At 61.6% G+C, this 26,827-nt stretch carries 26 protein-coding genes and 1 pseudogene; 22 read left to right on the top strand and 5 right to left on the bottom strand.

Annotated elements, in window-relative coordinates:
• Positions 1 to 68 precede the first annotated feature (68 nt).
• The 14 genes and pseudogenes from DW112_RS01420 to rplX all read left to right on the top strand — a co-directional run bounded on the left by DW112_RS01420 (position 69) and on the right by rplX (position 8,128).
• On the top strand, positions 69 to 1,223 hold the full coding sequence (locus tag DW112_RS01420; protein WP_233545833.1) for a cation diffusion facilitator family transporter: 1,155 nt from the start codon (positions 69 to 71) through the stop codon (positions 1,221 to 1,223).
• A 39-nt stretch (positions 1,224 to 1,262) separates the two neighbouring features.
• Positions 1,263 to 1,889 carry a histidine phosphatase family protein gene (locus DW112_RS01415; RefSeq protein ID WP_118328193.1) on the top strand — a complete coding sequence of 209 codons (627 nt, stop codon included), beginning with the start codon at positions 1,263 to 1,265 and terminating at the stop codon, positions 1,887 to 1,889.
• Positions 1,890 to 2,339: 450 nt separating this feature from the next.
• A complete protein-coding gene (rplC, locus tag DW112_RS01410) occupies positions 2,340 to 2,960 on the top strand; it encodes a 50S ribosomal protein L3 (RefSeq protein ID WP_035137484.1) in 621 nt (206 codons plus the stop codon).
• Positions 2,961 to 3,006: 46 nt separating this feature from the next.
• Positions 3,007 to 3,633, top strand: a complete 627-nt coding sequence (gene rplD / locus DW112_RS01405; protein WP_006235032.1) for a 50S ribosomal protein L4 — start codon at positions 3,007 to 3,009, stop codon at positions 3,631 to 3,633.
• On the top strand, positions 3,634 to 3,921 hold the full coding sequence (gene rplW / locus DW112_RS01400; RefSeq protein WP_006235033.1) for a 50S ribosomal protein L23: 288 nt from the start codon (positions 3,634 to 3,636) through the stop codon (positions 3,919 to 3,921). It abuts the gene before it with no gap.
• Positions 3,922 to 4,100: 179 nt separating this feature from the next.
• Positions 4,101 to 4,931 (top strand): 50S ribosomal protein L2, encoded by an 831-nt coding sequence (gene rplB, locus DW112_RS01395; RefSeq protein ID WP_055250219.1) that lies wholly within the window; start codon positions 4,101 to 4,103, stop codon positions 4,929 to 4,931.
• Between the two features lie 32 nt (positions 4,932 to 4,963).
• Positions 4,964 to 5,224 (top strand): 30S ribosomal protein S19, encoded by a 261-nt coding sequence (rpsS, locus tag DW112_RS01390; protein ID WP_006235035.1) that lies wholly within the window; start codon positions 4,964 to 4,966, stop codon positions 5,222 to 5,224.
• 14 nt (positions 5,225 to 5,238) lie between these two features.
• Positions 5,239 to 5,610 carry a 50S ribosomal protein L22 gene (rplV, locus tag DW112_RS01385; RefSeq protein ID WP_006235036.1) on the top strand — a complete coding sequence of 124 codons (372 nt, stop codon included), beginning with the start codon at positions 5,239 to 5,241 and terminating at the stop codon, positions 5,608 to 5,610.
• Between the two features lie 6 nt (positions 5,611 to 5,616).
• The gene (gene rpsC / locus DW112_RS01380) at positions 5,617 to 6,327 is read left to right on the top strand and encodes a 30S ribosomal protein S3 (protein WP_006235037.1); all 711 of its coding nucleotides are present in this window, start codon (positions 5,617 to 5,619) and stop codon (positions 6,325 to 6,327) included.
• Positions 6,327 to 6,722 (top strand): annotated as a pseudogene (gene rplP / locus DW112_RS01375) (50S ribosomal protein L16); the annotation flags it as partial. The gene rpsC and the pseudogene rplP, both read left to right, overlap by 1 nt.
• A 107-nt stretch (positions 6,723 to 6,829) precedes the next feature.
• A complete protein-coding gene (rpmC, locus tag DW112_RS01370) occupies positions 6,830 to 7,045 on the top strand; it encodes a 50S ribosomal protein L29 (protein WP_006235039.1) in 216 nt (71 codons plus the stop codon).
• A gap of 16 nt (positions 7,046 to 7,061) precedes the next feature.
• A complete protein-coding gene (gene rpsQ, locus DW112_RS01365; RefSeq protein ID WP_006235040.1) occupies positions 7,062 to 7,322 on the top strand; it encodes a 30S ribosomal protein S17 in 261 nt (86 codons plus the stop codon).
• A gap of 118 nt (positions 7,323 to 7,440) precedes the next feature.
• The gene (rplN, locus tag DW112_RS01360) at positions 7,441 to 7,809 is read left to right on the top strand and encodes a 50S ribosomal protein L14 (protein ID WP_006235041.1); all 369 of its coding nucleotides are present in this window, start codon (positions 7,441 to 7,443) and stop codon (positions 7,807 to 7,809) included.
• Between the two features lie 13 nt (positions 7,810 to 7,822).
• Positions 7,823 to 8,128: a 50S ribosomal protein L24 gene (gene rplX / locus DW112_RS01355; protein WP_006235043.1), complete on the top strand. Its 306-nt coding sequence runs from the start codon at positions 7,823 to 7,825 to the stop codon at positions 8,126 to 8,128.
• Positions 8,129 to 8,272: 144 nt separating this feature from the next.
• Here rplX and DW112_RS01350 read toward each other — a convergent pair whose 3' ends face one another.
• Complete coding sequence (locus DW112_RS01350; protein ID WP_118328298.1) at positions 8,273 to 9,178, bottom strand: IS3 family transposase; 906 nt, start codon at positions 9,176 to 9,178, stop codon at positions 8,273 to 8,275.
• Positions 9,121 to 9,630 (bottom strand): helix-turn-helix domain-containing protein, encoded by a 510-nt coding sequence (locus DW112_RS10040; RefSeq protein WP_118328192.1) that lies wholly within the window; start codon positions 9,628 to 9,630, stop codon positions 9,121 to 9,123. Before DW112_RS10040 ends, DW112_RS01350 begins: the two co-directional genes overlap by 58 nt.
• Positions 9,631 to 9,928: 298 nt before the next feature.
• On the opposite strand from DW112_RS10040, the gene DW112_RS01340 reads away from it, so the two are divergent.
• The gene (locus DW112_RS01340; protein WP_118328191.1) at positions 9,929 to 11,008 is read left to right on the top strand and encodes a Gfo/Idh/MocA family protein; all 1,080 of its coding nucleotides are present in this window, start codon (positions 9,929 to 9,931) and stop codon (positions 11,006 to 11,008) included.
• 3 nt (positions 11,009 to 11,011) lie between these two features.
• A complete protein-coding gene (locus DW112_RS01335) occupies positions 11,012 to 11,758 on the top strand; it encodes a DeoR/GlpR family DNA-binding transcription regulator (RefSeq protein ID WP_118328190.1) in 747 nt (248 codons plus the stop codon).
• A 398-nt stretch (positions 11,759 to 12,156) separates the two neighbouring features.
• Here the strand turns inward: DW112_RS01335 and DW112_RS01330 are convergent, their stop codons facing one another.
• A complete protein-coding gene (locus tag DW112_RS01330; RefSeq protein WP_233543350.1) occupies positions 12,157 to 12,816 on the bottom strand; it encodes an RluA family pseudouridine synthase in 660 nt (219 codons plus the stop codon).
• A 15-nt stretch (positions 12,817 to 12,831) separates the two neighbouring features.
• Positions 12,832 to 15,327, bottom strand: coding sequence for a U32 family peptidase (locus tag DW112_RS01325; RefSeq protein WP_118328189.1), 2,496 nt, complete (start codon positions 15,325 to 15,327; stop codon positions 12,832 to 12,834).
• A 298-nt stretch (positions 15,328 to 15,625) separates the two neighbouring features.
• On the opposite strand from DW112_RS01325, the gene DW112_RS01320 reads away from it, so the two are divergent.
• Complete coding sequence (locus DW112_RS01320; RefSeq protein ID WP_089572469.1) at positions 15,626 to 16,003, top strand: RidA family protein; 378 nt, start codon at positions 15,626 to 15,628, stop codon at positions 16,001 to 16,003.
• Positions 16,004 to 16,115: 112 nt separating this feature from the next.
• Here the strand turns inward: DW112_RS01320 and DW112_RS01315 are convergent, their stop codons facing one another.
• Positions 16,116 to 16,772, bottom strand: coding sequence for a transcriptional regulator (locus DW112_RS01315; protein WP_233506701.1), 657 nt, complete (start codon positions 16,770 to 16,772; stop codon positions 16,116 to 16,118).
• 352 nt (positions 16,773 to 17,124) lie between these two features.
• Between DW112_RS01315 and DW112_RS01310 the strand changes: the two genes are divergently transcribed.
• The 5 genes from DW112_RS01310 to xdh all read left to right on the top strand — a co-directional run bounded on the left by DW112_RS01310 (position 17,125) and on the right by xdh (position 26,470).
• Entirely contained in the window at positions 17,125 to 18,519 is a 1,395-nt protein-coding gene (locus DW112_RS01310) for a uracil-xanthine permease family protein (protein ID WP_089572468.1), read from the top strand.
• A 195-nt stretch (positions 18,520 to 18,714) separates the two neighbouring features.
• Positions 18,715 to 20,070: a putative aminohydrolase SsnA gene (ssnA, locus tag DW112_RS01305; RefSeq protein ID WP_117802957.1), complete on the top strand. Its 1,356-nt coding sequence runs from the start codon at positions 18,715 to 18,717 to the stop codon at positions 20,068 to 20,070.
• 119 nt (positions 20,071 to 20,189) lie between these two features.
• A complete protein-coding gene (ygfK, locus tag DW112_RS01300; protein WP_118328188.1) occupies positions 20,190 to 23,189 on the top strand; it encodes a putative selenate reductase subunit YgfK in 3,000 nt (999 codons plus the stop codon).
• Positions 23,190 to 23,200: 11 nt separating this feature from the next.
• Positions 23,201 to 23,680 carry a 4Fe-4S binding protein gene (locus tag DW112_RS01295; RefSeq protein ID WP_055252516.1) on the top strand — a complete coding sequence of 160 codons (480 nt, stop codon included), beginning with the start codon at positions 23,201 to 23,203 and terminating at the stop codon, positions 23,678 to 23,680.
• A 12-nt stretch (positions 23,681 to 23,692) separates the two neighbouring features.
• Positions 23,693 to 26,470 (top strand): selenium-dependent xanthine dehydrogenase, encoded by a 2,778-nt coding sequence (gene xdh, locus DW112_RS01290; RefSeq protein WP_118328187.1) that lies wholly within the window; start codon positions 23,693 to 23,695, stop codon positions 26,468 to 26,470.
• The last annotated feature ends 357 nt before the right edge of the window (positions 26,471 to 26,827 follow it).

The following is a 26,827-nucleotide window of genomic DNA, read 5'->3' as shown; positions in this document are numbered from 1 at the left end:
GACAAAGTGGCTACACTACAATCCGTTTGAGCAATAGATATTAGGTAGTACCGTGGGGGCTGATGAGGATGGTCGAGTGGATTGTTCGTCGTGCGCAGGGCGACCGTGCGCTCGTGGGCACGTTGACGGGCGTGGTGTGTATTCTCGCCAATGTGGCACTATGTGCTGCGAAGGGTGCAATTGGCGTGCTGTCGGGATCGGTTTCGATCGTGGCGGATGCCATGAACAACCTGTCCGATGCCAGCTCGAATATCGTGAGCGTGCTGGGCTTCAGGCTGGCGAGCAAGCCGGCCGACCCCGAGCATCCTTACGGTCACGGTCGCTACGAGTATCTCTCGGGACTGGTCGTGGCGGCGCTCGTGCTGCTTATTGGCGTTGAGCTGGTGAAGTCGTCGGTGGAGCGAATTGTCAACCCCGAACCTGTCGAGTTCTCGCTTGCCCTGGTGGCAGTCCTTGCGCTTTCGATGGTCGTTAAGCTGTGGATGGCGGCCCTCAACCAAAAGCTCGGCGATCGCATTGAGTCCGAGACGCTGCATGCGACCGCTCAGGATTCCAAGAACGATGTCCTTGCCACGGGCGCCGTGTTAGCGTGCGCAATTGTTTCGCAGGTGACGCACATCAATCTTGACGCATGGGTTGGCCTTGCCGTTGGCGCCTATATTGGCTGGAGCGGCTTTGAACTCATCCAGGATACGGTGAGCCCGCTTTTGGGCCAGGCGCCCGATCCTAAGCTGGTCAAGCACATTCGAGACAAGATCATGAGCTACCCCGGCGTTTTGGGCGTTCACGACCTGATGGTTCACGACTACGGCCCGGGCAGGAAGTTCGCAAGCGCTCATGCCGAGATGGCAGCCGAGGCCAGCCCGCTGGAAAGTCACGACACGCTCGATAACATCGAGCGGTCGTTTAGGAACGAAGACGGTATGATCGTCACGCTCCATTACGACCCCATCGTGACCGACGACCCCAAAGTGGCGAGCATGCATCTGCGCATCAACGCTATGGCTCAAGAGATCGATAGCCGCCTCTCGATCCACGACCTGCGCTGTGTTCCGGGCCCCACGCACACCAATGTGATTTTTGACTGCGTGCGACCCTCGGATTTGGCGATGAACGCCGAGGACCTAAAGCGCGCGTTGGCGAAACGTGTCGAATCCGAATATCCTAAGTCGATTGCCAAGATCACGATCGACGAAGACTATGTCGGCCATGCCCACGAGTAGGGCTGCGCCGGTAAAGCAAGTTATACAGAAGGGGAGAGCATGAAGCGTCTATATCTACTCCGCCACGGCCAGACAGAATTCAACGTTAAAAAGCTGGTCCAGGGCCGCTGCGATTCTCCGTTGACCGACCTGGGCCGCAAACAAGCGGGAATGGCAGCCGCATGGCTCAAAGCCCACGGCGTCGTCCCCGACAAAGTGGTCTCATCACCCTTAGGCCGAGCCATGGACACGGCGAGTCTCGTCGCATGCGAACTCCTCGGTCCGGACGCCGCTGCCGAGCCCTGCGAAGGCATCATCGAACGCTGCTACGGCTCCTTCGAAGAGGGCCCGCACGACGCGCTACCTACCGACGTCTGGGATCCCGGCGAGGATCTGATCCCCTTCGGAGGAGAAGGAAGCCAGGCACTGCAAGGGCGCATGGTAGACACCCTCACCAATATCATGGACGCCGATGGTATCGAAACCCTCCTAGCAGTAAGCCACGGCAGCGCCAGCCGCCAATTCATCAAGGCTGCAGCCCCAGAAGGCTTCGAACTCCCAGCAAAACTCCCCAACTGCGCCATCATGATCTTTGATTTCGAGGAGTCCAAGCCGCAAGCAGAAGGCGAACCGCCCCAATGCAAGTTCACCCTCCAGCAAATAGTTGATCCCCAACAAAGTAATTAGCCTGAGCGAGCAGAGTTAAGCAGACATCAACGTGTCGTCTCCCGAGTCTGGCAGGGTGGCGGCGAAATAAATTAAGGTTGTCGCGAGTTCCGCACGCAAAGAAGGCCACTTAATGTGGCCTTCGTCTTGCGCAGGACTGTAGAGCAGCAACCTTAATTTATTTCGCCGCCACCCTGCCAGACTCGGGAGCCATCCACGCACTTTACCTGCGTAAACAATGTGAGTGAAATATGAATCTCGATGGATACGCCCGCAGCCGTGTATACTAAACAGCTGTGTGTAACCAGGGGAGTATTCTGGCTGGACAAAATGCCTGCTTAATAGGGTTGTCAGGTAGTCCGGACGCAATACAAGACTGGGGAGCACGTCGTGTAAGTAGTGGTCCTCTAGGGGCGTACGCTCGGTGGCGTACGCATTGTCCCAAGACCACGCGAGAGTTGGGATCATATCTTGATCAGCATGATTCTCGGCCGCAAGATTGGCATGACCCAGGTTTGGGACGAGGACGATAACGTCGTTCCCGTCACGGTCATCCAGGCTGGCCCCTGCGCTGTCTCGCAGGTTAAAACTCAGGCAACCGACGGCTATGACGCCGTCCAGATCGGTTTCGGCGACATCAAGGCCAAGAACGTGAACAAGCCCATGGCTGGTCACTTCGCCAAGGCTGGCGTCGAGCCTGTCCGCTTCCTTCGTGAGGTCCGCGTCGAGAACGGCGAGGAGCACAAGGTCGGCGAGGTCGTCACCGTCGCTGATTTCGCTGATGTCGAGAAGGTCGACGTCATCGGTACCTCCAAGGGTAAGGGCTTCCAGGGTCGCATCAAGCGCTGGGGTCAGCGCCGCGGTCCTATGACGCATGGTTCTCACTTCCAGCGTCACCCCGGTTCTATCGGTCAGTGCGCCTATCCTGCGCGCGTCCTCAAGGGCGTAAAGATGGCCGGTCACATGGGTAACGAGCGCGTTACCGTCAAGAACCTTTCCGTTGTCCGCATCGATGCCGAGCAGAACCTCATCTTGGTCAAGGGCGCTGTCCCGGGTGCCAAGAATGGTCTCGTCGCCATCCGTATGGCCTAAGGGCCCAGCCCATTTAGCCCAGCGTCATACCAAGGAGAACACTTAAATGGCAAAGTTTGAAGTAAAGAACAGCGAGGGCAAGAAGGTCGCCGAGGCCGAGCTCGCCGCTGAGGTGTACGGCATCGAGCCGAACATCCACGTTATGCACCACATCGTCAAGTGCCAGATGGCCTCTTGGCGTCAGGGCACCCAGTCTGCTAAGGGTCGCTCTGAGGTTTCCGGTGGCGGCAAGAAGCCTTGGCGTCAGAAGGGCACCGGCCGTGCCCGCCAGGGTTCCATCCGTGCTGCCCAGTGGCGTCACGGTGGCGTTGTCTTCGCCCCCAAGCCCCGTTCCTACGCTAAGCGTATGAACAACAAGGAGGTCAAGCTGGCTATGCGCTCCGCGCTGTCCGCCAAGCTGGCCGATGGCGAGCTCGTGCTCGTCGACGACTACGGCTTCGAGAAGCCTTCCACCAAGGCTGCCGTCGCCATGCTCAAGGCTCTCGGCCTTGAGGGCAAGCGTCTGACCATCATCGTTCGCGATGAGGACGTCAACGCCTACCTGTCGTTCCGCAACATTCCCAAGACGTTCATCATCACCGCTGACGAGGCCAACACCTACGATCTCGTCAACAACAACGCTGTGCTGATGCCCGCCGACATCGCCGCTCACTTCGGGGAGGTGCTTGCATAAATGACCGCCCACGAGATCATCATCCGTCCGATCGTGTCCGAGCGTTCCTTCTCCGGCATGGAGCAGAACAAGTACACGTTCGAGGTCGCCAAGGATGCTAACAAGTATCAGATCAAGGACGCTGTCGAGGAGATCTTCGGCGTCAAGGTCGTTCGCGTGAACACCCTGACGGTCAAGCCCAAGACCAAGCGCGTGCGCTATGTCGCCGGCAAGACCCGTTCTTGGAAGAAGGCCATCGTCACGCTGGCCGAGGGCGACACCATCGAGGTCTTTGGCAACCAGGCCTAAGACTCGCTGCTGTTGAGTGAGCTCATGCCTCCCAAAAAGGGGAGGCGAGAGCTCAAGGTTTTGGGCGTATAAAATGGACACGCCCGGAACCGTGTATACGTCCGGTGTCATCGCACCCGAGGCAGAACCTCGAATCCCTGTCTGCGATGGCTAACGGATTCCTATTGAAAGGGATTGTAATGGCTGTAAAGCACCTTAAGCCGACCTCCGCTGGTAGGCGTTGGCAGACGATCTCCGATTTCTCCGAGATCACCTGCACCAAGCCCGAGAAGTCTCTTCTCGAGCCCCTGCCCAAGAAGGCCGGTCGTAACAACAACGGCCGCATCACCACCCGCCACCAGGGCGGCGGCGTGAAGCGTCGTTACCGCGTGATCGACTTCAAGCGCAACAAGGACGGTGTGCCCGCCAAGGTTGCCACGATCGAGTACGATCCGAACCGTTCCGCTCGCATCGCTCTGCTGCACTACGCTGACGGTGAGAAGCGCTACATCCTGGCCCCCAAGGGCCTCGAGGTCGGTCAGACCATCATGTCCGGTTCTGACGCCGACATCAAGCCGGGCAACGCTCTGCCCCTCGCCGACATCCCCGTGGGTACGCTTATCCACGCCGTCGAGTTCCAGCCGGGCAAGGGCGCTGCTATCGCCCGTTCCGCCGGTAACTCCTGCCAGCTGATGGGTAAGGAGGGCAAGTACGCTATCGTCCGTATGCCTTCCTCCGAGATGCGCCGCATCCTCGTTACCTGCCGCGCCACCGTCGGTGAGGTCGGCAACGCCGATCACGCCAACATCGTCATCGGCAAGGCCGGCCGTAAGCGTCACATGAACGTGCGCCCGACCGTCCGCGGTACCGTCATGAACCCTGTCGACCACCCGCACGGCGGTGGCGAGGGCAAGAACCACACCTCTGGTCGTCCCTCTGTTACCCCCTGGGGTAAGCCGACGAAGGGCCTTCGTACGCGCAAGAAGAAGAAGGTCTCGAACCAGCACATCATTCGTCGCCGTAAGAAGTAATTTCGGATACCGAGTTTTAGGAGAAAGCACTTATGAGCAGAAGTCTCAAAAAGGGCCCGTTCGTGGAGACTCGCCTTCTCTCGCGTATCACCGCGATGAACGAGGCTGGCAAGAAGGACGTCGTGAAGACCTGGTCCCGCGCGTCCACCATCTTCCCCGAGATGGTTGGTCACACCATCGCCGTCCACGACGGCCGCAAGCATGTGCCCGTGTATGTTACCGAGTCCATGGTTGGTCACAAGCTCGGCGAGTTCGCGCCGACTCGTACGTTCCGTGGCCACAAGGCCAAATAGGGGGTTAACCGTAAATGGCAACTAAGTCTATTGAAACTGAGGCCACCGAGGTTCGCGCCGTCGCTAAGTACGTGCGTGTTTCCCCCAGCAAGGCCCGCCTGGTGGTCGATCTGATCCGCCGCAAGCCTGTCGCTCAGGCCTTCGACATCCTCCACTTCTGCGACCGCGCCGTCGCCGTGGATGTCGAGAAGGTTCTCCGTTCCGCCGTTGCGAACGCCGAGAACAACAACGGTCTGCGTGCCGACAACCTGGTTGTCGCCGCTGCCTATGTTGACGAGGGTCCGACGCTTAAGCGCATCCGTCCCCGCGCCAAGGGTTCCGCTTCTCGCATTCTGAAGCGTACTTCCCACATCACCGTCGTCGTTGCTCCTCGAAAGGAGGCGTAAAGCTGTATGGGTCAGAAAGTCTACCCCACCGGCTTCCGTCTTGGCATCACCGAGAACTGGCGCTCCCGCTGGTTCGCAGAGAAGGATTACGCTAAGACCCTCGGTAACGATCTCGAGATCCGCAAGTACCTCGAGAAGCGTCTTTCCCGCGCAGCTGTCTCCCGCGTCGAGATCGAGCGCGCTGGCGACAAGGTGAAGGTCATCATCCTCACCGCTCGCCCCGGCGTTGTCATCGGTAAGAAGGGTGCCGAGATCGATACCCTCCGCACCGAGCTCGAGAAGGTCGCTGGCGTCTCCAAGGGCCAGCTCTCCGTCGACGTTGTCGAGATCAAGCGCCCCGAGCTCGACGCCAACCTCGTTGCTCAGTCTATCGCCGAGCAGCTCGAGGGCCGCGTTGCCTTCCGTCGCGCTATGCGCAAGGCTGTCCAGTCCGCCCGCAAGGCCGGCGCTAAGGGTATCCGTATCCAGTGCTCCGGTCGTCTCGGCGGTGCCGAGATGGGCCGTCGTGAGTGGTACCGCGAGGGTCGCGTGCCTCTGCACACCCTCCGTGCCAAGATCGACTACGGCACGGCTGTCGCCAGCACCACCATGGGCGCTTGCGGCGTGAAGGTCTGGATCTACCTGGGCGAGAAGCTCCCGGGCCAGCCTGTTCCCAACCCTGCACTCGAGGGCTCTTCCCGTCCTCGTCGTCGTAACTCCGAGAGGAGGGGTCAGTAGTGCTTGCCCCTAAGCGTATTCTTCACCGCAAGGTGCAGCGTGGCTCCATGAAGGGCCAGGCCAAGGGTAATACCGAGCTGCATTTCGGCGAGTTTGGTATCCAGGCTCTCGAGGCCCATTGGATCACCAACCGTCAGATCGAGGCCGCTCGTATTGCCATGACCCGCTACATGAAGCGTGGCGGTCGTGTCTACATCACGATCTTCCCCGATAAGCCCATCACCAAGAAGCCTGCCGAGACTCGCATGGGTTCTGGTAAGGGTAACCCCGAGGAGTGGGTGGCCGTCGTCAAGCCCGGCCGCATCATGTTCGAGGTCAAGGGCGTGCCCGAGGAGGTCGCTCGCGAGGCTCTGCGTCTTGCACAGCACAAGCTTCCCATCAAGACCAAGATTGTTGCTGCTAAGAACGCTGAGCAGCGCATCGAGAAGGAGATGGCTGAGGAGGCCGCTCTCGAGGCCAAGTGGGCTGCTGAGGACGCCGCCGCCGCCAAGGAGGAGAACTAATGAAGCCCGCAGAGATTCGTGAGCTCTCGGACGCTCAGCTCGTTGAGAAGCTGAAGGAAATGCGCGCCGAGCTCTTTAACCTTCGTTTCCAGATGGCCACCAGCCAGCTGGACAACACCGCTCGCGTAAACACCGTGAAGAAGGACATCGCTCGCGTCCTCACGGAGCAGCGCGCCCGCGAGATCGCAGCGGAGAAGTCCGCTGTCGCCGAGTAGGACCTAAGGAGAGAACATGACTGATTCGCGTAACTCGCGTAAGGTCCGTACGGGTGTCGTTACCTCCGTCTCCGGTGCCAAGACCATTGTTGTCACCATCACCGAGCGCAAGCGTCACCCCAAGTACGGCAAGATGATGACCAGCTCCAAGAAGCTGCACGCTCACGACGAGGAGTGCACGGCTGGCGTGGGCGATACCGTCCGCGTTATGGAGACCCGTCCTATGTCCAAGATGAAGCGTTGGCGCCTCATCGAGGTCGTCGAGCGCGCTAAATAAGCAGTCGCTCTTACGACTTGTACGTTTCCGAAGATGTGCGTATGTCTGGCTTGCATACCACGGGCCGTATAAAGGCTGCGCACCTCTCTTCGGTTCTTAGTTCGGAGGAACATCTACCATGATTCAGATGCAAACCATGCTGAACGTCGCCGACAACTCCGGCGCTCGCAAGATTCGCTGCATCAAGGTGCTTGGCGGTTCCAAGCGTCGTTATGCAGGCATCGGCGATGTGTTCATCGGTGCTGTCCAGGAGGCTACCCCTGGCGCCAACGTCAAGAAGAAGGACGTTGTCCGTTGCGTCGTCGTTCGCACCGTTAAGGAGATCCGCCGCAAGGATGGCTCCTACATTCGCTTTGATGAGAACGCCTGCGTTGTCATCAACAACGATGGTTCGCCCGTCGGCACCCGTATCTTCGGGCCCGTCGCTCGCGAGCTTCGTGACAAGAAGTACATGAAGATCGTCTCGCTCGCTCCCGAGACCCTGTAGTTAGGGGAGATATATGTATATCAAGAAGGGCGATAAGGTCCAGGTTCTCTCTGGTAAGGATCGCGGCAAGCAGGGCGTTGTCCTGCGTGCTCTCCCCGCCGAGAACAAGGTCGTTGTCGAGGGCGTTTCGGTCGTCAAGAAGGCCGTCAAGCCCAACGCTGCCAACCAGCAGGGCGGCATCGTTTCGCAGGAGGCTCCCATCGATGCCTCCAACGTCAATCTCGTTTGCCCCGAGTGCGGTAAGGTTACCCGCGTCGGTCACGAGAAGGACGGCAAGAACAAGCTGCGCGTCTGCAAGAAGTGCGGTCACAAGTTCTAAGCTGCCCGCAACATCAAGTTGCTAGCAAAGGCCCGGATGCTACGGCACCCGGGCCTTTTTCTATACCTACTCATTGCACTCATTGGGGACAGACTTAAATTGAACTGCGTCCCGAAACTTGGCCTTCTTTATTAGAAGCGAACACTAGGACGCTTTCAATAGCCGTTTCCGAAACTCCACCGGGGTGAGGCCGCCGAGCGCCACCTGGCGACGCCTCGTGTTCCAATGCACGACGTAGGCGTCGAGGTCCCTCTTGAAGGACTCGAAGTCGGCCCACTCGACGCCCCTGAAGAACTCGTCCTTGAGATGCCCGAACACCTGCCCCGTCGCCCCGTTGTCTAGGCAGTTGCCCTTTCTCGACATGCTCTGCCTGGCGCCGTGCCTCCTGAGCTCGCCGGTCCACCTGGGGTGCTGGTACTGCCAGCCCATGTCGCTGTGGACGATCGGCGAGGCCCCGGCCGGCATCCTCGCGAACAGGCGCCTGAGCACCTCCTCCTGCTGGGCCATGTCCGGGCTCGTCGACACCGACCAGGAGACGATCTCCTTCGTGCAGAAGTCGTAGACCGGGGCGAAGTACGCCTTGCCCCAGGGCTGCCTGAATTCCGTGACGTCGGTCCCGAGCTTCTCCCACGGGGCGCCCGCGCGAAAGTCACGCGCTATCAGGTTGTCGAATCTCTCGCCGACCGGGCCGCGGTAGGAGTTGTAGCGATGGTAGTCGGTCTCCCGGCGGATGCCGCAGCGGATGCCGAGCTCCCGCATCATCTTGAGGACCGTCTTGTCCGCTATCCTCGCGCCCAGCTCGGCCCTCAGGCACATCGCTATCTGGCGGTGGCCGCACCCGTTCGCCGTCCTCGAGAAGATCTCGCGCACGGCCCCCCGGAGCTCTGGCCGGGTCGCTCTCGGCGGGTGCGCCACGGCATAGTGGTAGCTCGACGGCGCGAGCCGCGCGGCCGCGAGCAGGTCGCATAGGCGGTGGTGCCCTGAAAGGGAGGCTACGACCTGGGCTTTCTCCCAGTTTGAGAGCTCTTCTCCGCTTTCAGGGCTATCGATTTTTTTAGATACGCCACCTGGGCCTCGAGTTTGCGCACGCGCTCCTCGAGCTCCCGCTCGCGCGTCCGCCCCCCGGGGCCCTCCGGCCTGCCGCGGCGTCCCGGCTCGAGCGCCTCCGGCCCGCCCTCGCGGTACAGCCTGCACCAGCGGTCGAGCGATGTGGCGGCGGCGATGCCGAAGCGGGCCATCGCCTCCGACCGCGGAATCCCCTCGTCCACGACGGCCCTCGCGACGGCGAGCTTGGTCTCCATGTCGTAGGTCCTGCGGCTCTCGCCCATCCCGATCAGCCCCTTCCTCCCGGTTGCCCGGTACGCGCAGAGCCATTTTCTCACCGCCGGGGCGGGAACGTCGAGCCTCTTGGCCGCGAGTTCAAAGCCGAGGCCGGCCTCGAACAGGTCGGCGGCGCGTGCCCTCATCTCGCGACCGTATCTTGCCTTCTTCCTGCGGGGCATTTCCGATGCCTCCCTTTTCTCGAACCTTAATTTCAAAGTCCAAGAAATGGGATGCAGTTCAAATGAGTGCCCTTAATGGGCAAGCATAGATGAGCGGGTGCGCTGTACAAATTGCTTGTGTGCGCGTTTATGCGCGTTAGATTGCGTTAATTGCACACCCATGCGTATAGATGCGCCGTTTTCGGGACAACAATGACCGTTTAGCGGTGAGATATGCAAAAACGCGCACAGAAGCGCGTGTTTGTGCGAATATAGAGCTGTCAGAAAGCAAGGCGTTCTATGACACAGGAGGCACATAATGGCAGATTCCAAGCAGGCTCCGCTCGACGCCGCGGCAGCCGCCAAAGCAGCGTTCGCTTCGGTCCAGGACAAGCCGTTCCCCGACGATATTTTTACGGCTCCCGAGCTCCATTGGGCCGTCATCGGTTGCGGCGTTATCGCCAACCAGATGGCTCAGTCCCTTGCTCTTGCCGGTCGCAAGCTTGCGGGCGTCGCCAACCGTACGCTGTCCAAGGCTCAGGCTTTTGCCGAGCAGTATGGCATCGAGAAGGTCTACGACACGGTTGAGGACCTCTACGCCGATCCTGGCATCGACGCCGTCTACATCACTACCCCGCACAACACTCATATCACCTATCTGCGCGCTGCCCTGGCAGCCGGCAAGCACGTGCTCTGCGAAAAAGCCATTACCCTCAATTCCGCTGAGCTCGACGAGGCGCGTGCCATCGCCGACGAGCACAACGTCGTCCTCATGGACGCCACCACGGTGCTTCATATGCCCTTGTATCAAGAGCTGCGCCGTCGCATGGATGCCGGCGAGTTTGGTCGCATGAACCTCGCCCAGCTCAACTTTGGTAGCTACAAGGAGTACGGCGACCTGACCAACCGTTTCTACAATCGCAACCTTGCCGGCGGTGCCATGCTCGATATTGGTGTGTATGCCCTGTCCGTCATGCGCCTGTTTATGGCGAGCCAGCCCGCCGAGGTTGTGTCTCTAGGCAACACCTGCGAGACTGGCGTCGATGTTGCGGACGGCATCGTCTGCCGCAATGCCGAGCAGCAGCTGGGCGTCGTGAGCCTTACGCTTCACTCCAAGCAGCCCAAGCGCTCGGTCATCAGCTTTGACAAGTGCTACATCGAGGTCAACGAATATCCGCGTGCCGATCACGCGACCATCGTGTGGACTGCGGACGGCCACCGCGAGGAGGTCCACGCAGGCACCGAGGCTTACGCCCTGTGTTATGAGATGGCCGATCTTGAGAAGGCCGTTGCCGGCGGCGACTCCAAGCGCGAGCTTCTGGATTATGCTTCTGATGTTATGGAGCTTATGACCAAGCTTCGCGCCGATTGGGGAGTCGTGTACCCCGAGGAGGAGTAAGCGATGCTTGCGGAAGATAGGCTCAACGCGATCGTGTCGATAGTTCAGCAGGCCGGCTCGGTTACCGTGCCGGAGCTTGCCGAAGCCCTGGGCGTGACGGCGTCTACCATTCGGCGCGACCTGCAGACGCTCGACCGAGTACACCGTGTCGCCAAGGTGCACGGTGGGGCGACGAGCCTTGAGCGCGCGCACGTGACGCGCGACCTAACGCTTAATGAGCGCAGCGATCTCCATAACGACGACAAGGAACGTATCTGCGCCCGTGCGGCGGCGCTGGTAGAGCCCGAGAGCTTTGTGTACATCGATTCGGGTTCGACGACGCTCAGGCTCATCGAGCATCTTCCGCATCTCGAAGGGGTCACCTATGTGACTGATTCCGTGCTCCATGCTCAGCATCTCGCTTTGCGCGGCATGCGTACCGTGGTGCTGGGCGGCGAGCTCAAACCCGAGACCGAGGCGCTCGTTGGCCCCGATGCCTTGGCAACTCTAGACCGCTATAACTTCAACTGCGGCTTTTGGGGTTCCAACGGCATTGCCGCCGAGCAGGGCTTTACGACGCCCGATATCGAGGAGGCACAGGTCAAGCGTATCTCGATGCGCCATACGGCCAAGCGCTTCGTAATCTCGGACGCCAGTAAATTTGGCATGGTGGCGCCCGTCAAGTTCGCGGACTTCCGCGATGCAACGATTATTACCGCAGGCGAGGTCCCCGCCAAGTACCGGGCAATGGACAACGTCGTCACGGTCTAGCGGCGGGGCAAGGTCAAAACCATTTAGTTTTCTCAATAGAAAAGCGGCAACGTCCATTACGGGCGTTGCCGCTTTCGTTGTCTGCCGGTTTGTCTAAGTCTGTAACAACTGGACCGTTAAAAGTGGGCTAGGTGTTACAGATCGAGATACTTACGAACCGCGCCGTCCCTTTGTCTCAATCTGTAACATTTGGGATCGATTTTGCCGAGTTATTGTTACAGATTGAGATTTTCCCTTGAGGGGGATTCGAATGTCTCGATCTGTAACAGATAGACCGGAAAATGGGCTCTAACTGTTACAGATCGAGACGTTTTGGGACCGCGGCTGAGTCATCGTGGCGGCATGACGTTTGACCAGATAAAACCTGTCAAAATAAACCTGTCCCTTTTTGGCAGGATTTAGGGCTCCCAGGGGCAGGGGGCTTCGATGTGGATGTGCTCGCCGGTTACGGGATGCGTGAAGGATACGCTGTGGGCGTGGAGCATCAGGCCGCAGGGACGCGGCGTTCCGTACAGGTCGTCGCCAATCAAGGGATGATGCTCGCTTGCCAGGTGCACGCGGATCTGGTGCTTGCGGCCGGTGAGCAGCTCGACATCAATATACGAGCGCGTAGGCAGGCCACGGCGGCTCTTAAGGCGCTTGAGTACCTTGACGCGCGTCTGAGACGGCTTGCCGCTGGCGCCAACGCGCATCTTGCGGCTATCGTGGCGGTCGCGGGCGATAGGCTTGTCGATGAGCTTCTCGTTCCAGTCGATTTTGCCCTCGGCGAGCGCTAGGTAGTGCTTTTCGAACGCGTGGTCGATAATCATCTGGTCAAAGGCGGGCTGCGTCTGCTTGTCGAGTGAGAACAGCACCACGCCGGTGGTGTCGCGGTCCAAGCGGTTGAGCGGCTGCATGTCGGTCGCGGCAAAGCCGTCGCCCATCGCCAGCAGCAGGTCGCTGGCGTAGTCGGTGAGCGTGCGCTCGCCGGTGCCGTCGCCGTGGACGATCATGCCGGCGGGCTTGTCGATGGCCATGAGCCAGGCGTCGCAGTAGAGGACTTGAGGTTCTTCGTTCACGTGTAAGCCTTTCGGTTAGCTGATTCCCACAAACATGCAGCCCGAGGTGGCACCGCGCAGGCGGGCGGCGGGCTTGCGGCCGGCTTGCGCTGCCTCGACGGCGCGGCGGACGCGAGCGGTGGCGCGGCCCACCTCATCCGTCTCGAGCAGTGTGCCGTCCACCATAAGACGACGGACGCCGGCGTCGAGCAGCTGTGGTACCTGCGGCGTGAGGTCGATGGGGTAGGCGTCGTACAAGCGTGAGCGGCCGTGGATGTCGGTACGCACCGGCATGACCTTTCCGTCGATATTCTTGAGCGAGAGCTTACGGGCACGCAGGCGGCAGCTGGCACAATCGTGGATGCAACCGTTGGCAACCTGCAGAATGCAATGCTCGCTTGTCATAACGCGCGGGCGGCCAAAGACGGTGATGCCTAGAGCCGCGGGCGCGGCGGCGCCGAGCGAGACAATCTCGTCGAGCGTGATCTCGGGCGAGAGCCAAAACGCACCGGCTCCGCGCTCGGCAAGCGCCTCCATGCAGGGCGTGTTGTGCACCGGCAGGCAAGAGCGAATCTCGGCCGTGGCGCCAACCTGGGCGGCCAGGGCAAGCTCAGAGATGTTGCCAATAGCGACCGTGGCGCCGGCAACAACCCATGGGTCAACGCGGACGTGGTCAACGGCGCGGCAGACCTCGTCGAGTGCGGGCACAATACCCTGCTCAAATGCATCGGCAGGGGAGAGTCCGACAGCCTCGAGCGCGTCGGTGGTCATGTAGATGCGCGTTGCACCCTCCGCGCGAGCGGCCTCGGCGGCCTCGAGCGAGGTGACGGTAGCGCAGATCTGCGGCTCATCGCGGTAGTGCTCGGGCGCGGGGCGGGAATCATTGGTGACAATCGCCGGTAGCTCGAGCGTGCGGGCGCGCTCCTCGTACGGTGCCAGAATGGCCTCTTCCAGCGCCTTACAAGCGGCGGCGCGCACCTTGTGCACGGCGGAAAAGCCCATGCCGCAACTCTCGTCGAGGGCCACGTCAAAGCTCGCGGCCTCAAAGGGAGAGGAGCCCATGCGCCCGACGTGCTCAACCAGATCGGATGCCTCGACGGCGCGGGTCTTGGCGGCCTCGACGGTGAAGCCCGTGGCGGTGGCGGTGAGCGCGGGGTCGTCACAGCAGGTGAGCGTGACAGTAAACGGCTTGCCCAGGCGCGCCACGACGGATACATCAACAGCTCGGCGGCGCAGCACATCGCGCTTGAGCGCGGCGCTGGCAGCGTCAATAGCGCGCTGGCTTCGAATCACGCGCACGCGGCAGCCCTCGGGCATGCTACGGGGCACGCGACACTCGATAACATCGCCGGCAGCGGCATCATCGGCGGCGATGGTGGTCAGGAACTGGTCGAACTCATCGTCGTGGCGAAGCTCCAGCAGGTCGCCCTTGCCCACGGGCTCAAACAACTCAATGCGGGCGATGGCGGCGCGGCGACGGCGGTCGTCGGGCTTGAGCCCGCGCACATCGCGGTTGGCCAGGTGGCTGCCGAGCACCGTGCCCACGATCTGGCCGCGGTTGTTGGAGCGCTCGTAACTCATCATCTCGTCACCCGAGGTACCGTCCTGATAGGCGTGCGTAAAGTCGCGGTTAAAGCAGCGCTTGAGCTGGCGCTGGCGGGCGGCTTCCTCGTCCTTGGCAACGGTGGCTCCGGATAGCATGTCGTCAATTTCGTGACGATACACATCAACGATGGAGTACACGTAATCGGGCGCCTTCATGCGGCCCTCGAGCTTGAGCGACGCGGCGCCGGCGTCATACAGACGGCGAACAAGCTGCGAGGTGTTGGTGTCACGCGGGCACAGCGCGCGCTCGCGACCGGCAGGGGAGAGCGAGCGACCGTTCTCGTCGATCAGCTCGTAGGGCAAGCGGCAGGGCTGGGCGCACATGCCACGGTTGGCCGATCGTCCCGCCATGGCAAAGCTCGAAAGCAGACACAGGCCCGAATAGCAAAAGCAGATGGCGCCATGGCTAAAGACCTCAAGGTCCACATCGGGCGCGGCATCGTGAATGGCGGCAATCTCGTCGATGGAAAGCTCGCGCGAGAGGGTCACGCGGTCGGCGCCCTGCTCGCGGCACCAAAGGGTTCCGCGGTCGTCGTGGATGTTCGTCTGGGTCGAGATATGCGTCTCGATGCTGGGCATCGTGCGTTTGACCTCAAAGAACAGGCCCCAGTCCTGGATGATGAAGGCGTCGGCGCCCAGCGTGGAGCAGCGATGGATGAGCTGCAGCGCATCGCTCATCTCGGATTCCTTGATGACGATGTTGACCGTGACGTAGACGCGCGAGCCGGCCAGATGCGCGGCGCGGCAGGCCTGCTCAAAGGCCTCGTCGGTAAAGTTGGTGGCCTTGCGGCGGGCGTTGAAGCTGCCCATGCCGCAGTAGATGGCGTCTGCCCCGGCGGCGAGTGCGGCGGCAAAGGGCTCGGGCCCTCCGGCGGGCGCCAAAAGCTCGGGTCTGCGGTTGTTGGTTCGACTGGCGGTTGCGGTCATATCCTGCCTTTCAAAATGCTCAGATAATCAAAAGTATAGTGGTGCCGTCGCGGCAGGCGATGCCCGTGCTCTAAGCGGGATAAAGTCTTCAGCAGCTTGGACTGGCTGCTTCACATGAGAACCGTTCAGCGGTCCGGGGAAACCGTTGGGCGATAAAATATTCTCGCAACGTGATAATAATCTTGCATCGCGCGGACACCTTGAGTACTATCCCAATCAAGCGCGGTGTTCAGACCGAACTGTGCCTCCCGGTGTGAACGCCGCGCTCCCGTTCCCTTTTACTTGTAAGGAGAAAAACATGAGCAAGACCGTCGTGTCTTCCGATAACGCACCCGCAGCCATCGGCCCGTATTCCCCCGGTATCCAGACTGGCAACATGGTGTTCCTGTCCGGCCAGCTGGGCATCGATCCCGCGACCGGCAAGCTGCCCGAGGGTGTCGAGGCCCAGGCCAAGCAGTCCCTCGCCAACGTCGAGGCTCTGCTGACCGCTGCCGGCGCCACGTTTGCCGATGTCGTCAAGACCACGGTCTACCTGGCCGACATCGCCGACTTTGCCGCCGTGAACGAGATCTACGCCTCCAAGTTCGAGGCCCCGTTCCCCGCGCGCAGCGCTTTCCAGGTTGCCGCTCTTCCGGCTGGCGGTCTGGTCGAGATCGAGGTCGTCGCCGCTCTCTAAGGCGTTGACCACAACTAAACATGACATGCAAAAAGACCCTGCAGCGCGTGCGAGCTGCAGGGTCTTTTGTCAGGTGACGAATCGCTTGTGGAGCCGCGCTCCATTTTGCTCGTTAGCCCTCCTTGCGGACTTTTTGCAGGTAGCGGTAGACGCTGGGCTCCGAGATGCCCAGCGAGGTGGCGGCGCAGGCCACGGCGCCCTTGAGCATGAACACCCCGTTGCCGTTGAGGTGGCGAATGACGTCCACGCGGTCGCTCTGACCAAGCGACGCTACATCCAGCCCGCGCGCGCTCAGCAACTCGGCAATGCTGCGGTCGATGAGCTCCTGTGTGGACTCCGAAAGGCTTTCGACCTCGATAGGGGCGGGCTCCGTGCGCGTCGGCGCCGCGTCGAAGCACGCCATGAGCTGCTGCGCCATGGCGTTGATGGAGCGCACGGTCGAGAGATCGGTGTTGACGCAGAGCATACCGACGATCTCGTCATTCTCGCGGATAAAGTACGTCGCTGACTCCAACGTCTTGCCGCCGGCACCGCGCCCCTCGTAGCCCGTAATAAACGGCAGGTCGCGATACTTGGCGTCGTGCATGATCTTGAGTGCCAGATCGGTGGCGGGACCGCCGACCTTGCGGCCGCTCACGATGCCGTTGCGAATATCGACGATGGCGTGGTCGGGATCCGAGAAATCGTGCAGCACGATTTCGCTGTTTTTGCCGAGTATCTGCTCCAGAAAATCGACCATCGGCAAAAAGCGACGTACGGTCTCGTTCACGGGCAACTCCTTTGGGTGAAATCGGAAATGATCATAACAATTTTTTCTCATGGTAACACGGTGTCTATTGACTCACATATTCGCAGGTACATTGCGTAATACAGATGAGCGGTAGGTATTTGGCGGTAAACGGTCGACCAAAAGAAAAGTTAGATGTTATTTTGAACAGACACTTTCCTGACCTGCGGAAATGCATTATCTCAGCTGAAGAATAGTCTGATAACAAAAAATTATTATTGAGAATGAGAATCATCTTTAATACGATATGCAACGAAGGCACAACCTCAACCCCGCACTGCGTCACAATAGAGCGTTAGATGCGAAAACAACTATTTCGAGGATTGGTGGTCAAATGACCCAGGAGACGGTTAAGAACGGCACTGAAGCCCTGTTCACTCGTGAAGGCATGCCTCCCGTTAAGGAAATGATCCCGTGTGCCCTTCAGCACGTACTGGCATCGTTTGCCGGCATCATCACCCCGGCTGTCATCATGGCCGGCGTCTACGGCTTTAATAGCCAGCAGAGCACCGACATCATCCAGGTCGCGCTCATTCTTTCGGCAATCGACACGGCCCTTCAGGCCTTCGCTCCCTTCCGTCGCATCGGCGGCGGCCTGCCCATCGTCATGGGCGTTTCGTTCGCGTTCCTGCCGGCTCTGCAGGCCATGGGTGCCTCGGGCTTTAGCTTTGGTGCGCTGCTGGGCGGCGAGATCGTCGGCGGCGCCGTCGCGGTCCTCTTTGGTCTGGCCTACAGCAAGATCAAGTGGCTGTTCCCGCCCGTCGTGACCGGTACGGTCATCTTCTCCATTGGCGTCTCTCTCTATCCCACGGCCGTCAAGTATATGGCCGGCGGTATGGGTACGCCGCTATGGGGCACCCCGCAGGCCTGGTGCGTCGCTCTTATCACCTTCGCCGTGGTCTTTGCGCTCGCCAACTTTGGCAAGGGCACGCTCAAGCTGGGATCCGTGTTCTTTGGCATGATCGTTGGCATGATCGTCTCCATCCCCTTTGGCATGATCGACTTCTCCAGCGTCGCCACCGCTCAGGTCTTCGCCCTTCCCAAGCTCATGCCCTACGCGCTCGAGTTTGATCCCGAGGTCTGCATTACCCTCGCTGTCGTGTTCCCCATGGTTGCCATCCAGGTTATCGGCGACGTTTCCGCCGCCTGCCTGGGCTCCATCGACCGTATGCCCACCGAGCGCGAGCTCTCCGGCGCTATCGTGTCCCAGGGCCTCACCTCTATGGTCGGCGGCCTGCTGGGCGGTCTTCCCACCAGCGCCCTTGGCCAGAACGTGGGCATCATCTGCTCCAACAAGGTCGTCAACAAGTGGGTCTTTGTGATCATCGCGGCCGTCTTTGCCATCGCCGGTCTGTTCCCGCAGCTCTCTGCCGTCCTTTCCGCTATCCCGCAGCCCGTCATCGGCGGCGCGACCGTCGGCGTCTTCGGCACCATCACCATGAACGGCGTGCGCATGTTCACCCGCGAGGGCCTCACGCAGCGCACTACCACCATCGTCGGTACCTCCGTCGTCTTTGGCCTGGGTATCTGGATGGCCAGCGGTTGCCTTGCCGGCGAGGGTATGCCCGCCTGGGTATCCACCGTCATCGGCTCCAATGCCGTAACCCCCACCGCCATTATGGCCATTGTCCTTAACCTGATCCTTCCGCAGACGCCGGTCGTGGCTCAGCACATCGATGCTGCCAAGGACGCTGCCGTGGATCTGGTCTTGCCCGAGAGCAAGAAGTAACCAATTCGGTGCTATTCGTCGGCGGGCGCATCGCCTCGTCCGCCGACGTCATGCGGCGCCAAGCCGCACTTCAAAGGGTTTGTCCCTTTGGTGAAGCGTTGACGGGAGAGGGCCCGTTTCCGGTGTAGGCCGGCGCTTCGCACTCCGCCATGTCAGAGGTGTCAAACCCCGCCCCTGATGTTGAAGGGAGCATTCATGCTTCTGGTCGCTAACGGTTCCGTTTTTACCCGCAACGCTCAGACCCCGTTCATTCCCAACGGCGCGGTCGCCATTGACGGAGATACGATCGTCGAAGTAGGTCCCGAGTGCGAGCTCAAGGCCAAGTACCCGGATGCCGAGTACGTCGACGCCCAGGGCAACCTCATCATGCCCGGACTCATCAATTGCCACACCCACATCTACTCGGGTCTGGCCCGCGGCCTTGCCATTAAGGGCTGCAACCCCACCAACTTCCTGGAGAATCTTGAGCAGCAGTGGTGGAAGATCGATGACAACCTGACGCTCGACGGCACCAAGGCCAGCGCCTATGCCACGATTCTTGACTCCATCCGCGATGGCGTCACCACGATCTTCGATCACCATGCGAGCTTCTGCGAAATCCCGGGAAGCCTCTTTACCATTAAGGATGCAGCTCAGGAGCTGGGCATGCGTTCGTGCCTGTGCTACGAGGTCTCCGACCGCCGCGGCCAGGAAAAATGCGACCAGGCCATTGCCGAGAACGCCGAATTTGCCCAGTGGGCCGCCAAGGAGCGTCGCGATAACGACAACCACATGATCGCCGCCATGTTTGGCGGTCACGCCACCTTTACGCTGTCGGACGAGACCATGGACAAGATGGCCGAGGCCAACAACGGCCTGACCGGCTTCCACATCCATGTGTGCGAGGGCATGAATGACGTGTGGGACTCCCGCCTCAACCGCGGTGGCATCAGCCCCGTCGAGCGCCTGCTGCAGCACAACCTGCTGGGTCCCGACACCATGCTCGGCCACTGCATCCACGTGACGCCCGCCGAGATGGATATCGTCAAGGAGTCCGGTACCTGGCTCGTCAACAACCCCGAATCCAATATGGGCAACGCCGTGGGCTGCGCCCCCGTGCTCGAATTCTTCCGCCGCGGCATCCCCGTGTGCATGGGCACCGACGCCTACACCCACGATATGCTCGAGAGCCTTAAGGTTTTCCTGATCATTCAGCGCCACAACGCCGCCATGCCCAACGTGGGCTGGTGCGAGGCCATGACCATGCTGTTCGAGAACAACGCCAAGATGGCGAGCAAGTACTTCGATCGCAAGCTCGGTGTGCTCGAGGCCGGCGCTGCCGCCGACGTCATCGTCATGGACTACAAGCCCTTTACGCCGCTGAGTGAGGAGAACATCGACGGCCATATGCTCTTTGGCATGATGGGCAAAAACTGCCGCACCACCATCATCAACGGCCGCGTCCTGTACAAGGATCGCGAGTTCGTTGGCATTGATGAGGACAAGATCAACGCGTGGACCATGGCTGAGTCCAAGAAGCTCTGGAGCACGCTCAACGATCGCGCCTACTAATTCACAAGTAGATTCGCGCGCATAGGCGGCCTCCGCGGGGTCGCCGGCGCTGTGCTAGCGCTACACCGTATTTGCGCCCGCCGCGCGGTCTCGCCGGGCGTTACAGAGAGGAGCTCACTATGAGCGACATCATGAGGCCGATCCCGTTTTCGCAGCTGATGAACTGGATCATCGAGGAGCACAAGACCCAGGACGCCATCTTTGGCGTGCGCAAGATGGTCACGACCAACCAGGAGGGTGCGCTTCCCATTTTTGACGAGCGCATCGAGACTCCGTTTGGCCCGGCTGCCGGCCCCAATACGCAGCTTGCCCAGAACATCGTGGCCTCTTATGTGGCTGGTTCCCGCTTCTTTGAGCTCAAGACCGTCCAGGTTATGGACGGCGAGGAGCTCTCCAAGTGTGTGAACAAACCCTGCATCGTGGCGCAGGATGAGTGCTACAACTGCGAGTGGTCGACCGAGCTCGAGGTTCCGCAGGCCTTTGCCGAGTACGTGAAGGCATGGTTTGCCTGCCACCTGATCGCTCGCGAGTACGGCCTGGGCAGCCCGGACGGCTTTGTCTTCAACATGTCCGTGGGCTATGACCTGGAGGGCATCAAGAGCCCCAAGGTCGATGCCTACATCGAGGGCATGAAGGACGCCAGCGGCTCCGACGTCTGGAACGAGTGCCGTGCCTGGGCTCTCGCTAACCTGGACAAGTTTGAGCATGTCGATGCCGCGTTTGTCGAGTCCATCCCGGCGCGCGTGTCCAACTCCATCACCGAGTCCACGCTGCATGGCTGCCCGCCGGCGGCGATCGAGCGCATCGCGACCTATCTGATCACCGAGAAGGGCCTCAACACCTACATCAAGTGCAACCCCACGCTGCTGGGCTATGAGTTTGCCCGTCAGCGCCTCAACGAGCTGGGCTTTGACTACATCGTCTTCGACGATACGCACTTCCGCGAGGACCTGCAGTGGGCCGATGCCGTGCCCATGTTCGAGCGCCTGATTGCCCTGTGCGCCGAGCGCGGCCTGGAGTTTGGCGTCAAGCTGACCAACACGTTCCCCGTCGACGTGACGAGGAACGAGCTGCCCTCCACCGAGATGTACATGTCGGGCCGTCCGCTGTTCTCGCTGACCATCGAGGCCGCCCGCCGCATTACCGAGCAGTTTGACGGCAAGCTGCGCATCAGCTACTCCGGCGGTGCCACGGTCTACAACATCCGCGCCCTGTACGATGCCGGCATTTGGCCCGTCACCCTGGCGACCGACGTGCTCAAGCCCGGTGGCTACGAGCGCTTTAGCCAGATGGCCGGCGAGTTTACCGATCTGGACGGCAAGCCGTTTGAGGGCGTCTCGCTCGAGGCCGTGACCGCGATCCAGACCGACTCGCTCACCAACCCGCTCTACAAGAAGCCGCTGCGTCCGCTGCCCGACCGCAAGGTCGCTGGCAAGAGCCCGCTTTCCGATTGCTTTACCACGCCGTGCCGCACGAGCTGCCCCATCCAGCAGGATATTCCCGCCTACCTGGCGGCTGTTGACGAGGGTCGCTACGAGGACGCACTCAACATCATCATCGAGCGCAACGCCCTGCCGTTCATCACCGGTACCATCTGCCCGCATCCCTGCGGCCGTGCCTGCGAGCGTGCATTCTACGAGCCCGAGGGCGCCCAGATCCGCGCCAGCAAGCTCAAGGCCGCTCGCGAGGCCATGACCGCCGTGCTGCCCAAGCTGCGCGCCCAGGCCATCGCCAACGACGCCGAGCGCAACGTTGCCGTTATCGGCGGCGGCCCTGCCGGCCTGGCGACGGCGTTCTTCCTGACGCGTGCCGGCGTGCCCGTCACTATCTTCGAGGCCCGCGACTCTCTCGGCGGCGTGGTCCGTCACGTGATCCCCGAGTTCCGTATCGCGAGCGACGATATCTCCCACGATGCCGAGCTCTGTCTGGCCTTTGGCGCCAAGGTGCAGCTCAACGCCCGCGTGGAGTCCATTGACGAGCTCAAGGCCCAGGGCTTTACCGACGTGGTCGTGGCCACCGGTGCCTGGATGCCCGGCTCTGCGGGCCTGGGCGAGGGTGCCGAGCTCGACGTGCTGGAGTTCCTCGAGGCCGCCAAGAAGGGCGAGAAGCTCGAGCTGGGCGAGGACGTCGTGGTCATCGGCGCCGGCAACACCGCCATGGACGCGGCCCGCGTGGCCAAGCGCCTTGCTGGCGTGAAGAACGTGCGCCTGGTGTATCGCCGCACCAAGAAGCAGATGCCCGCCGACGAGGAAGAGCTCGATCTTGCTCTTGCCGACGGCGTTGAGTTCTGCGAGCTGCTGGCGCCCAAGGCGCTCAACGGCGCCGCGCTGACCTGCGACGTCATGGAACTTGGCGAGCCGGATGCAAGCGGCCGTCGCAGCCCCGTCGCCACGGGCGAGACCGTCGAGCTTTCCGCCACCACGGTGATCTGCGCCGTGGGCGAGGGCATCGATGCCAGCCTGTACGACGCCGCGGGCGTCGAGCACGACCGTCGCGGCCGCCTTGCCGCCACCTCCACCGGCGTCGAGGGCGTCTGGGCTGCCGGTGACTGCCGCCGCGGTCCCGCTACCGTGGTCGAGGCTATCGCCGACGCCGCCGAGGTCGCCCGCGCCATCGCCGGCGTGGACTTTAACAAGTACGTCGACTGCAACGAGCAGGCCGGCCGCGAGGACACCTGCTACGAGCGCAAGGGGTCGCTATGCCGTGACAAGCGCAACTGCACCAAGACCCGCTGCCTGGGCTGCGGCTCGGTGTGCGAGGTCTGCTGCGATGTGTGCCCCAACCGCGCCAACGTGGCAATTAAGGTGCCGGGCCTGGCCAAGCATCAGGTCGTCCACATCGACGGCATGTGCAACGAGTGCGGCAACTGCGCCGTGTTCTGCCCCTACCAGGAGGGTCGTCCCTACAAGGACAAGCTCACCCTGTTCTGGAGCGATCAGGACATGGAGAACTCCGAGAACGAGGGCTTCCTGGCCGTGGACGAGGACCACTTTAAGGTCCGCGTCGCCGGCACGGTCCGCACCGTCTCGGTCGATGCCGTCAACACCGGTCTGCCCGAGGCCGTCCGCCTGACCATCAGGGCTGTGCGCGACAACTATCCGTACCTCCTTAAGAAATAGGCGAGTCTCTTATGGCCAAATCCATTCAACATAACGTGGCCTACGTTGCCTGCGGAAGCGGTTGCGCCTCCGCAGGCGGCGACGCCCGCTGCAGCGAAGGCTGCATTGGCTGTGGCGCCTGCGTCACGGCCTGCCCCCACGGTGCCATTGCGCTGGTCGATGGCATCGCCCGCGTGGACCGCTCAAAGTGCACGGGCTGTGGCCTGTGCGGCATGGCGTGCCCGCAGCGCGTGATTGCCTTTGTTCCCGGCTACCAGAACATTCTGGTGCGCTGCAACAACACCGACAAGGGCGCCATCGCCCGCAAGATCTGCGACACGAGCTGCATCGGTTGCGGCATGTGCGCCAAAAAATGCCCTGCCGGCGCTATCCGCATCGAGGACAACTGTGCCCACATCGACGGTGCGGACTGCCTGTCGTGCGGCATGTGCGCCGTCGTTTGCCCGCATGGCGCCATCCACGACCGCACCGGCATCGCCGCCGGCGTGTAGAAGGGAATCACCATGGCACAGGAATTCACTTTTACCGTTAACGGCGTCGAGCACACGACGACCCAAAACAAACCGCTGCTGCGCTACCTGCGCGACGACCTGCACATCCATTCCGCCAAGGACGGCTGCTCCGAGGGTGCTTGCGGCACCTGCACCATTCATGTGGACGGTGCGGCCGTCAAGGCCTGCGTGCTGACCACCGCCCTTGCCGCCGGCCGCAACATCGTGACTGTCGAGGGCCTGCCCGAGGACGTGCGCGAGGCCTTTGTGTACGCCTTTGGCGCCGTGGGCGCCGTGCAGTGCGGTTTTTGCATCCCCGGTATGGTCATGGCAGGCGCGGCGCTGATCGCCGAGGACCCCGAGCCCACCGAGGAGCAGATCAAGTACGCCATCCGCGGCAACGTCTGCCGCTGCACCGGCTACAAGAAGATTATTGAGGGCATTTCGCTGGCCGCTGCGGTGCTCCGCGGCGAAAAGCAGATCGACGAGGACCTGGAGCGCGGCGACGACTACGGCGTGGGCAAGCGCGCCTTCCGTATCGACGTGCGCAAGAAGGTGCTCGGCGAGGGCAAGTACCCCGATGACATCGACGAGCTCGATCAGCCGGGCCTGACCTATGCCAGCGCCGTGCGCTCCAAGTATCCGCGCGCCCGTGTGCTTTCCATCGACACCTCCAAGGCCGAGGCCCTGCCCGGTGTGGTGGGCATCCTGCGCGCCGAGGATGTGCCGGTCAACCAGGTCGGCCACCTTATCCAGGATTGGGACGTCATGATCGCCCAGGGCGATATCACCCGCTGCGTGGGCGATGCCATTGTGCTGGTGGTTGCCGAGGACGAGGCGACGCTCGAGAAGGCCAAGAAGCTCGTAAAGATCGATTACGAGCCGCTGGAGCCCGTGCGTAACATTGTCGAGGCCAGGGCTGCCGACGCCCCGCGCCTGCACGACAGTTTCTTTGCCTTTGGCAACACGGTGGAGCTCAAGGACAACGTGTGCCAGAGCCGTCACGTGACGCGCGGCGACGCCGCCAAGGCGCTGGCAGAGAGCGCGTTCACCGTGACGCAGCGCTTTACCACGCCCTTTACCGAGCATGCCTTCTTGGAGCCCGAGTGCGCCGTCGCCTTCCCGTACAAGAACGGCGTCAAGGTGCAGTCGACCGACCAGGGTGCCTACGATACGCGCAAAGAGTGCGCCCACATGTTTGGCTGGGATAGCGAACCCGAGCGTGTGGTCGTCGAGACCATGCTCGTGGGTGGCGGCTTTGGCGGTAAGGAGGACGTTTCGGTCCAGCACCTGGCCGCGCTCGCCGCATATAAGTTCCAGCGTCCTGTGAAGTGCAAGCTCACGCGTGCCGAGTCGCTCGCTTTCCATCCCAAGCGCCATGCCATGGACGGTACCTTTACGCTGGGTTGCGACGCCGAGGGCAACTTTACCGGTCTGGACTGCGAGATCAACTTTGACACCGGCGCCTACGCTTCGCTGTGCGGCCCGGTGCTCGAGCGCGCCTGCACGCATGCCGTGGGCCCCTACAAGTACCAGAACACCGACATTCGCGGCTTTGGCTACTACACCAACAACCCGCCCGCCGGCGCGTACCGCGGCTTTGGCGTGTGCCAGTCCGAGTTTGCACTCGAGAGCCTGATCGACCTGCTGGCCGAGAAGGTCGGCCTGGATCCGTGGGAGATCCGCTACCGTAACGCCATCGAGCCGGGCGAGGTTTTGCCCAACGGTCAGATTGCCGACTGCTCCACGGCGCTTAAGGAGACGCTGCTCGAGGTCAAAGATGCCTACTATGCGCATCCCGGACATGCCGGCATTGCCTGCGCCATGAAGAACGCCGGCGTGGGCGTGGGCCTGCCCGATGCCGGCCGCTGCAAGATTCGCATCGAGGACGGCGTGGCTGTGGTCTATGCCGCCACGTCCGACATCGGCCAGGGCTGCAACACCGTCTTTTTGCAGGACGTTGCCGAGGCGTGCGGTCTGCCGCTGAGCTGCATCGCCAACGGCGAGTGCTCTACCGAGAACGCTCCCGACTCCGGCACCACGTCTGGCTCGCGTCAAACGGTCGTGACCGGCGAGGCCGTGCGCGGCGCCGCCTTCCTGCTGCGCGATGCTATGGTTGGCATCGAGGCCGGCAAGCCTGCACCCGATGCTCCCGTGAGTGCGCATGGCGACGGCGTCAAGATCGAGTACGACGACGGTCGCGCCTATCAGCTGCGCACGCAGGAGCTCGTCGCCGGCCAGGGCATGCATCCTCAGGATCCCGCGGCCGCCATCAAGGCGCTCGAGGGCTGCGAGTTTGGCTACGTGTACCTGGAGCCGACCGACAAACTGGGTGCCGACGTTCCCAACCCCAAGAGCCACATCTGCTACGGCTTTGCCACGCATGTGGTCATTTTGGACGACGACGGCCGCGTGAGCGAGGTCTATGCCGCGCACGATTCCGGCAAGGTGGTCAACCCCATCTCCATCCAGGGTCAGATCGAAGGCGGCGTGCTCATGGGTATGGGCTATGCGCTTACCGAGGACTGGCCGCTCAAGGACTGCGTACCCCAGGCAAGGTACGGCACGCTCGGGCTGTTCCGTGCACCCGAGATTCCGGATATCCACGCCATCTACGTGGAGAAGGACGAGCTGTTGCCCGTGGCATACGGCGGTAAGGGCATCGGCGAGATCGCCACGATTCCCACGGCGCCCGCCGTACAGAACGCCTACCGCGCGTTTGACGGCAAGCTGCGTCCGGATCTGCCCATGGTGGATACGCCCTACAGCCGTGTCCGCAACCGCGGGTAGGGTAGGGCGCGGACAGCCATTGCTGACGGGCTGTTCGTGCTCAACATCAACTGCATACGCTGCGCCTTTGGCCCCGACTCCATCGCGAGCCGGGGCCTTTTGTTTGGAGCGGAAACTGCGTCCCGAAATGAGCGCTCAGAATGGGATTCGTTTTCCGAATCGGCCCTCCAGCGGAAAGCGTGTCCCGGAATTCGGCTCCAGAGTGGGATGCGTTTTCCGGCTGAAGCCTCAGGCGGAAACGGCGTCCCGGAATTCGGTCTCAGAACGGGATGAACTTTCCCAACGGGGCCGCATGCGGAAGCTGTGTCCCGGAATCATGCCTCAGAATGGGATGCGTTTTCCGCTGGCCGGTCGTTT

The organism is Collinsella sp. AM09-41, from assembly GCF_003473245.1.
In the GTDB taxonomy this organism is placed as follows: Bacteria; Actinomycetota; Coriobacteriia; order Coriobacteriales; family Coriobacteriaceae; genus Collinsella.
This window is presented reverse-complemented; position numbering and strand designations above follow the sequence as displayed.